10 protein-coding genes are annotated in these 12,917 nt (G+C 61.2%); 5 read left to right on the plus strand and 5 right to left on the minus strand.

Features of this window, described 5'->3' with window-relative positions:
* Nucleotides 1–242: 242 nt before the first annotated feature.
* From C4K27_RS09000 to C4K27_RS09015, 4 genes are all read left to right on the plus strand, one after another.
* On the plus strand, nt 243–959 hold the full coding sequence (locus C4K27_RS09000) for a fimbrial biogenesis chaperone (RefSeq protein ID WP_053260183.1): 717 nt from the start codon (nt 243–245) through the stop codon (nt 957–959).
* Nucleotides 960–1,064: 105 nt separating this feature from the next.
* Nucleotides 1,065–2,030, plus strand: coding sequence for a fimbrial protein (locus tag C4K27_RS09005; protein WP_053260184.1), 966 nt, complete (start codon nt 1,065–1,067; stop codon nt 2,028–2,030).
* A 316-nt stretch (nt 2,031–2,346) separates the two neighbouring features.
* A complete protein-coding gene (locus C4K27_RS09010; RefSeq protein WP_053260185.1) occupies nt 2,347–5,223 on the plus strand; it encodes an ATP-binding protein in 2,877 nt (958 codons plus the stop codon).
* 452 nt (nt 5,224–5,675) lie between these two features.
* On the plus strand, nt 5,676–6,497 hold the full coding sequence (locus C4K27_RS09015; protein ID WP_053260186.1) for an alpha/beta hydrolase: 822 nt from the start codon (nt 5,676–5,678) through the stop codon (nt 6,495–6,497).
* Between the two features lie 79 nt (nt 6,498–6,576).
* On the opposite strand, the gene C4K27_RS09020 is transcribed toward C4K27_RS09015, so the two are convergent.
* The 3 genes from C4K27_RS09020 to C4K27_RS09030 form a co-directional block, all read right to left on the minus strand.
* Nucleotides 6,577–7,215 carry a LysE family translocator gene (locus tag C4K27_RS09020; protein WP_007931630.1) on the minus strand — a complete coding sequence of 213 codons (639 nt, stop codon included), beginning with the start codon at nt 7,213–7,215 and terminating at the stop codon, nt 6,577–6,579.
* A 1-nt stretch (nt 7,216) separates the two neighbouring features.
* Nucleotides 7,217–7,987 carry a 2OG-Fe(II) oxygenase gene (locus tag C4K27_RS09025; RefSeq protein ID WP_053260187.1) on the minus strand — a complete coding sequence of 257 codons (771 nt, stop codon included), beginning with the start codon at nt 7,985–7,987 and terminating at the stop codon, nt 7,217–7,219.
* A 101-nt stretch (nt 7,988–8,088) separates the two neighbouring features.
* Nucleotides 8,089–8,715: a serine-tRNA(Ala) deacylase AlaX gene (locus C4K27_RS09030; protein WP_053260188.1), complete on the minus strand. Its 627-nt coding sequence runs from the start codon at nt 8,713–8,715 to the stop codon at nt 8,089–8,091.
* A gap of 91 nt (nt 8,716–8,806) precedes the next feature.
* Between C4K27_RS09030 and C4K27_RS09035 the strand changes: the two genes are divergently transcribed.
* The gene (locus tag C4K27_RS09035; RefSeq protein ID WP_053260189.1) at nt 8,807–9,790 is read left to right on the plus strand and encodes a LysR family transcriptional regulator; all 984 of its coding nucleotides are present in this window, start codon (nt 8,807–8,809) and stop codon (nt 9,788–9,790) included.
* 72 nt (nt 9,791–9,862) lie between these two features.
* Here C4K27_RS09035 and C4K27_RS09040 read toward each other — a convergent pair whose 3' ends face one another.
* Both C4K27_RS09040 and C4K27_RS09045 read right to left on the minus strand, forming a co-directional pair.
* The gene (locus C4K27_RS09040; RefSeq protein WP_007931642.1) at nt 9,863–10,270 is read right to left on the minus strand and encodes a PA2817 family protein; all 408 of its coding nucleotides are present in this window, start codon (nt 10,268–10,270) and stop codon (nt 9,863–9,865) included.
* 84 nt (nt 10,271–10,354) lie between these two features.
* Nucleotides 10,355–12,802 (minus strand): acyl-CoA dehydrogenase, encoded by a 2,448-nt coding sequence (locus C4K27_RS09045; RefSeq protein WP_053260190.1) that lies wholly within the window; start codon nt 12,800–12,802, stop codon nt 10,355–10,357.
* Nucleotides 12,803–12,917: the final 115 nt, after the last annotated feature.

Genomic DNA, 12,917 nt, shown 5'->3' on the forward strand with positions numbered 1-12,917 from the left:
TTTTGAGGGTGGTACTGATTCCGTTCGCTCTTTTCTACTTTCGTATATGAGTGAGCATGTTGTTCCTTTTAGGAATCGTCCTACTGATTACGACGCCTATCTACTGTAGTTTTCCTGCCTCCTGACTTTCTCGAGCGTCACGAATACCCGAACGGTTCGCCCCGTCGAGTCATCGATGTTTTTGCATGGCGCGCAACAACGGGGGGCTGCCCTTCGACGCATACTGAGGTAAAGAATTTACCGTGAAGACTCCAGCCATCGCCGGATTGATTCTGGCCAGCTTCGCCCTGTTTTTTCCTGCTTTCTCCCAGGCCGGCATCAACCTGGAAAACACCCGTGTGGTGCTTGCGGCGCCGAGCAAGGAAGCGTCCCTGGTGATCAAGAACAGCGCGGCCGAGGACCTGATGTTCCAGGCCTGGGTCGAGTCGGCCGACAAGAGCGAGGATGTGCCCTTCGCCATCACCCCGGTGCTCAAGCGCCTGGCTGGCGAACAGCAGCAGGTGTTGCGCATCCTCTACAGCGGCAAGGGCCTGCCGACCGACAAGGAGTCGCTGTACTGGCTGAACGTGCGGGAGGTTCCGCAAAAGTCCCGGGAGGAAAATACCCTGCAAATCGCCGTGCAGCAGCGCCTCAAGCTGTTCTACCGGCCGGCCGGGCTACCCGGCAAGGTCACGGAGGCCCCGCAACAGCTGAAGTGGCGCCTGCTTGCCAAAGACGGCAAGCCCTATCTGGAGGTGACCAACCCGTCGGCTTTCCACCTGTCTTTTGCCGCGATCACGTTGCGGATGGGAAGCAAGGGTTTCACCGCGCCGATCGATATGGTCGCGCCGGCTGCCACTACTCAGGTCGAGATGGCGGACCTGCCGAGCGGCGTCCAGGCTAACGACCTCAAGGTTGAGTTCGAAGTCATCGGCGATTTCGGTGGAATCCTCAAATACGACGGCGCCATCTCTGGCTGAGGCCTGGCGTCATATGGCAGAGACGAGAAGCTTCTCGCTACTTCTCTTTGCTCATCATCGATTTGTACCCAGGCACTTCATAGGGCGTGGGAAGGAATCTTATATATGCGAAAACTGATCTTCATCTTGATGTTTTTATCCAGCCTTTTTGCTCGAAATGCGCTTGCAGCTTATTGCTCATTGCCCAATGGTACTCCGCTGATAAAGGACATCATTCTCCCTGCTCAAACCCTCATCAAGGCCGCCTCCATCGGGCAGGAGATTGCTAGACATCGGGTAACGAACCTCTGGAGCGGGGAGGTTAGGTGCATTGGACTGCAGACTGTTTCTATTACTGCGGATACCGCACTGACCCCATCGGCACTTCCGGCGGTGTATGAGACGGGCATCAAGGGTGTTGGGGTCAAATTCTGTCTGGCGCTGGATCTGAGTAACGGCAGCTGGTGTACCCCATACTCCTGGACGCCTCCATCGGGGAATCCAGTCCTTCCCAGGTTTATGGATGTTGTATTCGTTCGCACCGGTCGCGGCGTGGCATCAGGAAATGCGCCGATGAAGTTCAGCGTAACCTGGGCTAGGGGGGACGTATCCGTTCAGGTCCGATCACAAGGCACTACCGAACTGGTCAACGATATATTTTTCGCTGGCTGCGAATCGGTGGGGGCGGCGGTCAATGTCCAGATGGGTAAACAGACCATCGAAAATATTACCAAGGGTAGCGTCAGAGAAGTGCCATTCAACTTCGATGTCCGTTGCGAAGGCTTGAAGCCTGATACGAAAGTTCCGGTGAAAGCCTACTTCGAAGGCAACTCCCAGGCCGACGGCCTGCTCAAACTTGTCAATCTAGGCCAGCCCGGCGTTGCATCGGGAGTTGGTATTTCCCTGGTCAATAACAAGGGCGTCAAGTTGCCATTCGATATCTCCAGGTCCGTCGCCCTCGATTGGAACCGGGAGATAGCGGAAGGCTCCATTTACCGGTTCTCCGGCAGCGCCAAATACGTTCCGACAGGTGGCGAGATAAAACCGGGCAAGGGCGATGCGACCATGAGCTTCGTTCTCAACTACAACTGATCGTCATCGGTGGCGGGCACATATTCTTCTGCTCGCCGACCTGTTTCCTGCCCCGATCGGATGGCTATCGCGAGCCAGTTGCTGTCCAGCCTTCCCGAGCCCCCAGAGCACAAGGGCGCGATTAGTCGAGAAAGGCTCTCGCCGCTCGATGTCACAACCGCCGGCGCCCGGCTAGAATACCGACGGATCACTCTTGATCCATCCCCCATTGCCACAGATCAAAGCGGCACTCTCCGTAAGAGGGTGACGCTATTGCTCGTGGGACAACGGCCCATTTGCGCAGGTTGCCGGGGTTCGATTCACAGGAAGGTATTCCATGATTCCAGCGTGTTGTCGGATGGTCGCTCTCTGCCTGTTACTTGTTCTGTCACCCGCCCTGGTCGCACAGGAGCCTGACATCTCCCTTGTCGCAAGGGTGGCAGTGATCAGCCGGCCATGGCTGAGTGAAGTGGATCGACAGTGGCTGGCGAGCAGAGGCCCACTCACGATCGGGGTGGCATTGCCCGACTATCCGCCGCTGGGCATGCTCGACGTCAATCGTTTTCAGGGCGTCACCGCGGATTACCTCGCCCTGCTGTTCGAGATCCCCCCCAAAGTCCGTCAGTTCCCTTCCCGGCAGGCGGCATTGATCGCGCTGCACAAGGGTGAGATTGACCTGGTCGGCGGTGGCTCCGCGATGGATGCCGAGGATAACGGTCTGCTCCTGACCCAGGCCTATGAGCCGAATCAACCGGTGCTGGTAACCGCCGAAGGCCGTCCTTTCGACCCACAAGCAACCGGCACCCGGCTGGGGGTGTTTGCCGGCTATCGTGTCGAGGAAAAGGTCTCCGCGGTTTATCCGAACAGCCAGATCCTGCCATTCGCCTCGCCGCTGCGCGCGCTCGAGGCGTTGAGCCTGGGAGAGGTCGATGGGGTGATCGATGACGCGGTGTCCGCCCACTATCTGCTCAACATCAACTACTTGCTGGACCTGCACATCGAAAACTTCGCGCCGGTGGAAAGCCGTGGTTTCGGCTTCCTGGTGCGCGCCTCCGATACTCGCCTGCATGCCGTGATCGAACGAGCCATTCCGACCATTCGCTCACGCCATAGCGAAAGTATTCTGCGCAATTGGAGTGCGGGGAGCAGCCTGCGCCTGACTCAGCAGCGCGTGACGCTGACGCCCGCCGAGAACCGTTGGCTGGACGCCCATCCGGAAATCCCGGTGACTGTCCATGACTCTCTCGGCGCCTTGGGACAATTGGACAACAGTGGGCAGGTGCGGGGTATCGGCCCCGACTATCTCAAATTGCTCAGCCAGCGCAGCGGCCTGACGTTCCGCTTTGTCCGCGCGCAGAACTATGCCGAGATGAACGCGCAGATAACCGAGGGCAAGACCCTGATGACCTCGGTTACGTCTGCCGACACCGACACCGAGGCCTATATGGATATCCTTCTTCCTTATCTGAGGAGCTCGGTGGTACTGATGGCCGGACCCAAGGCAGCCCGTACCCAGGGCAGTCCTTTCCATAGCCTGAATGACCTGCAAGGCAAGCGCCTGGCCAGTGTCCCGGGTTATTTCGTCAATCAGATCATCCAGCAGAACTATCCGGATATCCGCTTACAGATCTATCCCAACTTTCTGGAGGCCATGCGCAGTGTCGACGACGGGCGTAGCGACGCGTTCATCGGCAGTGACTACACCGGTCGTTTCCTGTCCGCCCAGCGTTTCAACAACCGCTTGCGCGTAATAGGCATTCTTGACGAGTTCTCCCGACCGGTCAGCCTTGGGGTGCTGAAGGGGCAGGAAGAACTGCGCAGCATCCTGGAGAAGGCCCAGGTGGCGATCACCCCGGAGGAAGTGGCGGACATCGTGGAACAGTGGGAGCCGCGTATTTCTACCTTGGGCAGCCATTTCTGGCGGGATCATCGCAGCAATATCCTCCGGCTTGGCGGTGTCTTCGGCTTGCTGGTCCTGTTGTCGCTGATCTGGGGTTTCTACCTGACCCGGCAGGTGCGCAAGACCCGCCAGGCCGAAGGCGAGCTGGCGCTGGCGCGGGAGAAGGCCGAAGCGGCCAACGAGGCCAAGAGCATCTTTTTGTCCACCATGAGCCATGAGATCCGTACCCCGCTGAACGCCATCATCGGCCTGCAGGAAGTGGTGCAGCAGAAGGCCGAACGGGGCGAGCTGGACCTGGCGTCGCTGGCCGTCGCGCAGGAGGCGGCACAGGGGCTGCTGCTGTTACTCGGCAATGTGCTCGACCTGAACCGGATCGAGTCGGGGATGATCGACTCGGCGCCCGAGGCGGTGCAGCTCAAGGCCCAGATCGAAGCGATCGCGCCCCTGGTAGTCGGCATGGCGCGACAGAAGCAGCTGGCGTTCGAGATGCGGTTCACTGGTGACATGGAGCAATGGGTGCTGATCGACCCGCTGCATTTGAAACAGGTGCTGTTCAACCTGCTGAGCAATGCCATCAAGTTCACCGAGCGCGGCCGGGTGACGCTGCATGCCTCGGGCAGCCGGGAGGCAGAACATCTGCACCTGTTGCTGGAGGTCATCGACAGCGGTATCGGCATCTCGGAGCAGGACCAGGCCAGATTGTTCCAGCCATTCTCCCAGGTCAGTTCGGCTCAGGCCGGGCAAACCTTTGGCAGTGGGCTGGGGCTGAATATCACCCGGCGGCTGGTCGAACTCATGGGCGGCACTATCGTCCTGAGCAGCGAACCGGATATAGGCTCCTGCTTCAGCGTGACCCTGCAACTGCCTCTGGCCGAGGCGCCTGCCGAAGCGGCGGCAGAAGTACCGCAGGCGAGCACGGAGCCGCTTTCGCTGAATATCCTCGTTGCTGAGGACAATGCGTTCAGCCGGCTGACGCTGGAAGAGCAATTGCTGGTTCTGGGGCATCGCGTGACGCTGGTCGAGGATGGGCAGGCGGCGTGGGAAGCCTGGCTGGCCGCCGAGTACGATGTGTTGATCACCGACAGCCAGATGCCACGCCTGGGCGGCTATGACTTGACCGTGCGCATCCGCCAGATGGAGCGCGAGGAGGGGCGCCGGCGCTGCTGGATCCTGGGGGCGACCGCCAGTGCCGAGGACGCGGAAATCCAGCGCTGCCTGGCCGCCGGGATGGATGAGGTGGTGTTCAAGCCCCTGACCCAGCAGGTGCTGAGGCAGGCCCTGGAGAATACTCAACGAGCCCCTGCACGGGCTTGAGCGCGGCGAACCGGTCACCAGGACAGTATTCCGAGCATCCCGTTTCGGACAATCGCGGCGCTGACTGAGCGGGCCGGACGCACTCAGCGCCGGCTTTCCCAACATCGCGCTGGCCTGCATGGCCTCCGCCTGGATATCTCCCCGTTTCACGTTGATATGCCGTTGCGCCATTCACCCAGGGCGGCCACGGCAAGATAAATCCTAGAGAAATTTAAGATTCGGCTGATTTACGTCTGACCTGGGCTCCACTCACTCTTTAGCGCATTCGAGCCGCGTTCCGCACACCACCCTGCCTACAGTCCCCAACCACGCGTGGCATTCCTCTCACAGAGAGCAGCCGTGGACAGCGAAGCCGCTCCCCTGAAACCTTCCTGCCCGATGACGGACACGTCCGCACCAATCGCAGGCCGCTGACCAAGCCTTTTTAAACATTCCTTCCATCGGAGATGACCATGACCATTCTCTATCGCGACATGAATCAAGCCCAGCTCGACGCGGCGTATAACAACACCGAGGCAGTGCCGGATTTCCCCGGTATCTACGCGGATTTGCAGGCGCGTAGTGCCAGTTTCTACGCCTCTGTGGCCGGCCGGCTCGATCTGCCTTACGGCACCGGCCCCAGGCAGCGTTATGACTGGTTGCCCTGTGGCAAAGCCGACGCCCCGACGTTCATCTTCATCCATGGCGGGTATTGGCAGAATTGCAGCAAGGAAGATTTCGCCTTCATCGCCGCCGGTCCCCTGGCTGCGGGGTTCAACGTCGTCCTGGCCGAATATACGCTCGCGCCGCAAGCCTCGATGACACAGATCGTCAGCGAAATTGGCAGCCTGCTCGAGCATCTCCACGCCGACGTTGATCACCTGGGTATTGCGGGGCACAAGGTGGTCCTGAGCGGGCACTCGGCAGGAGGCCACCTGGCGATCCAGTTCCGTTCGCACCCATGGGTGACCGATGTCCTGGCGATCAGCGCATTGGTCGACCTGGAACCCATAAGCCTGTCGTGGCTCAACCAGAAACTGAGTCTCTCGGAAGCGGAGATCAATGCCTATAGCCCGCTGCACCATATCGGCAAGGGTGCCCATACATGGGTGGCGGTAGGTGCCGACGAACTGTCGGAACTGGTCCGCCAGTCTGATGAATACGCCAGGCAAGCGTTGGCCCGAGGAGAATCTGTGCAACTGATTCACGTGCCGGGCTGCACGCACTTTTCAGTCCTGGACGAAATGGCAAAACCGCAGGGAGTCTTGCTTCAGGCCTTGTCATCCGCCAGCTGATCGTGGATCGGAACTGAGCAAGCCTGTGTCGAGCCGCCAGTTGCTGGCGGCTCGCTTGAGCAGGGCGTTGGGATGCGGCTTACATCGACAGGATCAGGCGCCCGGCGAACAGAATCAGGATCACTCCCATGGTTCGCTCGAACCAGTGGCCCATGCGCATGAACAGCAAGCGCACCCGCGGGCTGGAAAAGAACAGCGCGACGATCACGAACCACAGCGCGTTCACACAACACATCCATACACCGTAGAGCGCCTGCACCTTGAGGGGCGTGGTGGCGCTGATCACCGTGGTGAAAATCGCCAGGAAGAACAGCGTGGCCTTGGGGTTGGTGGCGTTGGTCAGGAAACCGGTCATGAAGGCCTTGGGCAAGGTCTGCCGCTGCACCTGATCGTTGTTCGTGTCGCTGCCCTCGATCGATGTCTTGGGTTTGCTGCGCAACAGGCTGACCCCGAGATAAAGAATGTAGGCGCCGCCCACCACCTTGGCCACGCTCAGCAGCCATGGCGTGGTATGCATCAGCGCACCGACCCCCAGCAGGGTGTACAGCACATGCACGGAAATCCCCGCGCCGATGCCGATGGCCGTGCACAGCCCGACCACCCGGCCAAAGCGCACGCTCTGGCGGATGGTCACGGCAAAGTCAGGCCCGGGAGCCACCACGGCGAGAAAGTGGATGGTCGCCAGGGCCAGGAATTCGCCTAGATAGTTGGAAAGCATTTCAACTCCAGAAGGTCAGGGGGGACGAGCTGCCGCGATAGCCGACAAAAAAGGAAAGACTCAGGCGCGGGTTGGCCACCCCCGGGGTGACTGCGTGCATGCGCCTTGAGTTGAACATGATGAAATCCCCGGGCTCCGGGCGGATCTCCAGTGAGGGGGTGCCGAGCAGGGCGGGGTCGATGCCGTAGCTGTCGCCGCGCATGTCGTCGAACTGGTCCGGGGAAATATCGTGATTCCACATCTGCAGGGCGCCGCCTGCGTCGGGCATGTTCAGGTAGAGGTTGCAGGCGAACTGCGCCTCCAGGCTGTGGGCCTGGAAGCTGTCGGGGGCGTCCTTGGCGAAAATGTCATGATGGGCAAGGAAGCACACCCCGGGTTTCACCACCCGCGACAGGCCAACGTACATTTTGCGCCCGTACAGGTTTTCCAGGTGGGCGCCGGCCGGCCAGGACTCGTCGAGCATGCAGCGCAGGGTGTCGACGGGAGACGCATAGGGCGCGCAACGTGTGCGCAGTTCGGCGATGTTGGCGGTGGCGCGTTCGAAATAGTCCTCGATCAGCAGCGGCTGGTTTTCCGCCTCATAAAACGCCATGCCGATCCGCCCGATGCTGGGGGCGTTGATGTAGCCCTCGAAGCCGGGAGCGAGAATCTTGTCACCCAGCTGGATCGCCTGGATGTGCGGCAGGAAATTCTTGATGCGCAGGGCGAGCACTTGTTCCTGGGCCAGTTTTTTTATGCACGTCTCATCGAGACGCTCGACGTCAAGCATCATCTGCAGATCCCTCTATCCGATAATCGTCGAACCCGCGCACGCGGGTTTCCCCTGTGTCAGGCGATGCGTCGCGTGATGTGCAAGGCGACACCGCCGATGAATCAGTCCACGTGGTAGTGAACCGAAAGCATTCCTTTTTTCTGCGAGAGGGAGGCGATGGTGACGTTGCCCAATTCCTTCAGGCGCTTCACGTGGGTCCCCCCGCAGCCATAGGCGGGAAGCTCGCCGAAACCGATTTCCCGCGAGCCTTCACGCAGCGAGATCAGGCGCGGCAGGTCGGCGGCAATCCAGTGATCGATGCCACTCTGCAGGCTGTCGACGTCGAGTTCCTGCGGGCTGTCCCCGGGCTTGAAGGACACGCGGCCCTCGCCAGGCCAGTGATGGGCCTTGACCGGGACCCAGCCGCGGGTTTCGCCGAAATGACCGATCAGGTGCCCGGCCGAGTGCATGCGGGTATTGAACTGGCGGCGCTGTTCATCGACCTGGACCTGGACCATGCCTGGTTGCACCGGCTGGCTGACGTAATGAATGATTCGCTCGGGTTCCTGGACCACGCGCAACACCTGGCTTTCGCCGATCCAGCCGGTGTCGCAGGGTTGGCCGCCGCCTTGGGGATGAAAGATCGTGGCACGCAGGATCACCGCGAATTCGTTGTCCTGCGGGGTGCATTCGAGCACTTCAACGTTGGCCTTGAGTTCATCATTATGAAAAAAGAGGCGAAGCGTCATATTCCGTGCCCTTATTAAAATACCTTTTTTAATTATATGGCGCGGCGGAATTGCGTGATAATCCGTTCAAACCTCAAAGGACTGTTGTGCTGTGAGCATAAATCTCCCCCTTCCGCTGCTGGGCGAAATGGCGATTTTCGTCAAGGTCGTCGAGGTCGGCAGCTTCTCCGAAGCCGCCCGCCAGCTGGGTTCGTCACCCTCGGCGGTGAGTCGCAGCATTTCCCGTCTGGAGAAGGCGCTGGCGACTCGCTTGCTGCAACGCACCACGCGCAAGTTGCGCTTGAGCGAAGGGGGCGAGGAGGTGTTCAAGCGCTGCAGCGAAATGGTCAGCGCCGCCAAGTCGGTGATGGAAATCAGCGGTCAGTTTACCCACGAGGCCGAAGGGCTGGTGCGGGTCAGCGTGCCCAAGGCCGTGGGGCGTTTTGTCGTGCATCCGTACATGCCCGAGTTTCTGCGGCGTTACCCCAAGGTCGATGTCGAGTTGTTATTGGAAGATCGCAACATTGATCTGATCGACGACAACGTGGACCTGGCCATCCGCATCACCGATCGGCCGCCGGCGGGGCTGGTTGGCCGCCAGTTGCTGACCATCGATCACATGCTGTGCGCCACGCCGCAGTACCTGGCCGAGCACGGGACGCCGAGCCATCCCCATGATCTGCTCAACCACAGTTGCATTTACCTGGGTGAAACCCCCAGCGATGCGCGCTGGAAGTTCAAGAAGGGCAGCAAGTCGGTGACGGTTGGCGTGCGTGGGCGTTATGCGGCCAATCACACCGGGGTACGGCTGGGGGCGGTGTTGGAGCATATCGGCATCGGCAGCTTGCCGTACTTCACCGCGCGGCATGCCCTGGAGCAGGGCTTGCTGGTGCAGGTTCTACCGGACTGGACGTTTCTCGCTTCCTACCATGGCGGTGCCTGGCTGTTGCATTCGCCGACCCGTTACCTGCCGCCGAAGCTGCGGGTATTCATCGATTATCTGGTGGAGTGCCTGGCCAAGGAGCCGACCTTGAGCCGGCAGGGCAAGCAGGAGGCGAAAGGCTACGAGTTGCCCGAAGGCGATGGCGCGGGTTGAGCCAGCCGCTCATGGGTAGAAAAAAGGCCCGCCGGTTCAACCGTGCGGGCCTTTGTAGTGTCCGGGCCGGACTCAGTGCTTGCTGTCCTGGGCGGAGAGCGCCAGCAGCTGCTTTTCCTGGTTCCAGTCGAACGGTTCATCATTCTGCTCGGCCTCGTAGCGACGTTCTTCGAGCGCCTGGTACAGGTCGATTTCCTCGTCGGGCATGTAGTGCAGGCAATCCCCAGCGAAGAACCACAGCAGGTCGCGCGGTACCAGATGGGCGACCTGTGGATAACGCTGCATCACCTGGCACAGCAGATCCTGGCCCAGGTACTGGCTTTCGATCGGGTCGATCGGCAGCGAGGCGCGCAGTTCGTCGAAGCGTTCCAGGAACAAGGCATGGCTTTCTTCGGGAACCTGCTCGGCTTCACCCACGGCGACCAGGATACTGCGCAAATGGTCGAGCAGGACGAGATGATCGGCGACGACGTTGGACATGACATGAGTCCTCAACAGCAAAACGGGCGCGGGAGTATATAGCTCCCGCGCCCGGTTTCATAATCCGCCTGACGGTCCTGCGCCTTAGCGGGTTTTCCCTTCGCTCAGGGTCAGCTCTTCCTTGGCGAAGTCATCGACATCGATGACTTCGCGGCGGGCGGCTTCAGCCTCGCGCAGGGTCTGGGCTTCCACCGGCTGCAACACGCCGGCCTCCAGCGCGGCGTCGATGGCATGTTCGCCGGCCACCGGCTTGACCTGGCCACTTTTCAGCGCCTCGTGCAGTTTTTTCTGCAGCGGGTGACTGGCGCTCAACAAGTCGAAGGCGTGTTGCAGGGCGCCGACAGGGTCTTGCGTCGATTGTGGGCGGTAGCAGCCGGCCAGCAGCTCTTCCAGGGTCGGGTCGCCCTTGGCCCGGCCGATGATCGCGGCGACCTCGGCATCCAGCTGGTCGGACGGACCTTTGTGACGGCGGCCGAACGGAAATACCACCACCCGCAGCAGGCAGCCCAGCACCCGGTTCGGGAAGTTCTCGAGCAGTTCGTCCAGGGCTCGTTCCGACTGGCCGAGGCTTTCTTCCATGGCCCAGGTGAACAGCGGCCGCAGATGCTCCGGCGAATCCAGGTCGTGGTAGCGCTTGAGTGCGGCGGAAGCGAGGTACATATGGCTGAGCACATCGCCGAGGCGTGCCGAAAGGCGTTCGCGACGCTTCAGCTCGCCGCCCAGCAACATCATGCTCAGGTCGGCCAGCATGGCGAAGGCCGCGGCCTGGCGGTTGAGGGCGCGGAAATAACCCTGGCTGAGCTTGTCCCCCGGCGCCTGTTCGAAGTGCCCCAGGCCCAGGTTCAGCACCAGGGTGCTGGCCGCGTTGCCCATGGCAAAACCGATGTGCTTGAGCAGCAGGCCGTCGAATTCGACCAGCGCCTGGTCGTGGTCTTCGCGACCGGCCAGGGCCATTTCCTTGAGCACGAACGGATGGCAGCGAATGGCGCCCTGGCCGAAGATCATCAGGTTACGCGAGAGGATGTTCGCGCCTTCCACGGTGATGAAGATCGGCGCGCCTTGCCAACTGCGACCCAGGTAGTTGTTCGGGCCCATGATGATGGCCTTGCCGCCGTGCACGTCCATGGCGTGGCCGATGCATTCGCGGCCGCGCTCGGTCAGGTGGTACTTGAGAATCGCCGACAGCACCGAAGGCTTTTCCCCCAGGTCGACCGCATTGGCCGTGAGCATGCGCGCGCTGTCCATCAGCCAGGCGTTGCCGCCGATGCGGGCCAGGGCTTCCTGGATGCCCTCGAAGGCATTGAGCGGGACGTTGAACTGCTCACGTACCTGGGCATATTGGCCGGTCACCAGGCTGGTGAACTTGGCCGCGCCGGTGCCGACGGCCGGAAGGGAAATGGAGCGGCCGACCGACAGGCAGTTCATCAGCATCATCCAGCCCTTGCCGAGCATTTCCTGGCCGCCGATAAGGAAGTCCAGGGGAATGAACACGTCCTTGCCGGAGTTCGGACCGTTCATGAAGGCAGCGCCGAGCGGCAGGTGGCGGCGGCCGATTTCCACGCCGGGGGTGTCGGTAGGAATCAGCGCCAGGCTGATCCCCAGGTCTTCATCGTCACCCAGCAGATGGTCCGGGTCGTAGGCCTTGAAGGCCAGGCCGAGGAGGGTGGCGACCGGGCCCAGGGTGATGTAGCGCTTTTCCCAGTTCAGGCGCAGGCCGAGGGTTTCCTCGCCTTGCCACTGGCCTTTGCAGATCACCCCGGTATCGGGCATGGCGCCGGCGTCGGAACCGGCCAGCGGGCCGGTGAGGGCGAAACAGGGGATATCGTCGCCACGGGCCAGCCGCGGCAGGTAGTGGTTACGCTGTTCGTCGGTGCCGTAATGCAGCAGCAGCTCGGCCGGGCCGAGGGAGTTGGGGACCATCACGGTGGACGCCAGGTCGCCGCTGCGGGTCGCCAGTTTCATCGCCACCTGTGAGTGGGCATAGGCGGAGAAGCCCTTGCCACCGAACTCCTTGGGGATGATCAGGGCAAAGAAACCGTGTTGCTTGATGTGCTCCCAGGCCGCAGGCGGCAGGTCCATGGACTGGCCGATCTGCCAGTCACTGACCATGGCGCACAGCTCTTCGGTGGGGCCGTCGATGAAGGCCTGTTCCTCTTCGCTCAGTTGCGCTTTCGGGTAGGCCAGCAGCTTGTCCCAGTCCGGACGGCCGCTGAACAGTTCACCGTCCCACCAGACCGTGCCGGCATCGATGGCGTCGCGTTCGGTTTGCGACATCGGTGGCAGGACTTTCTGGAACCAACTGAACAGCGGGGCGCTGAAGTACTTGCGGCGCAGGTCGGGCAGTAGCAAGGGCGCTGCCACCGCGGCCAGCAGTACCCAGAAGATCAGCAGCAGCCAGCCCGGTGCACGGCTGAAGGCGCCCATGGCCAGCAGGTAGACGGCCACCACGCCCAGAGCGGGCAGGGGCGCAATGCGGCGGTGGGCCAGGTAGGCAATACCGACCAGCAGAACCAGTATCCACAACAACAGCATATTTAATCCTCCGTGAAACCAGGGGCAAAATCACCCACAGAGCTTAGTCGGCATCCGACAAAAGGGGTGACAGGGCAGTGCGCTTGCAGCGGTAAGAAGAAGCGGACGCAGCGCG

Origin of the sequence: Pseudomonas chlororaphis subsp. chlororaphis (assembly GCF_003945765.1) — a bacterium.
Lineage (GTDB): Bacteria > Pseudomonadota > Gammaproteobacteria > Pseudomonadales > Pseudomonadaceae > Aquipseudomonas > Aquipseudomonas chlororaphis.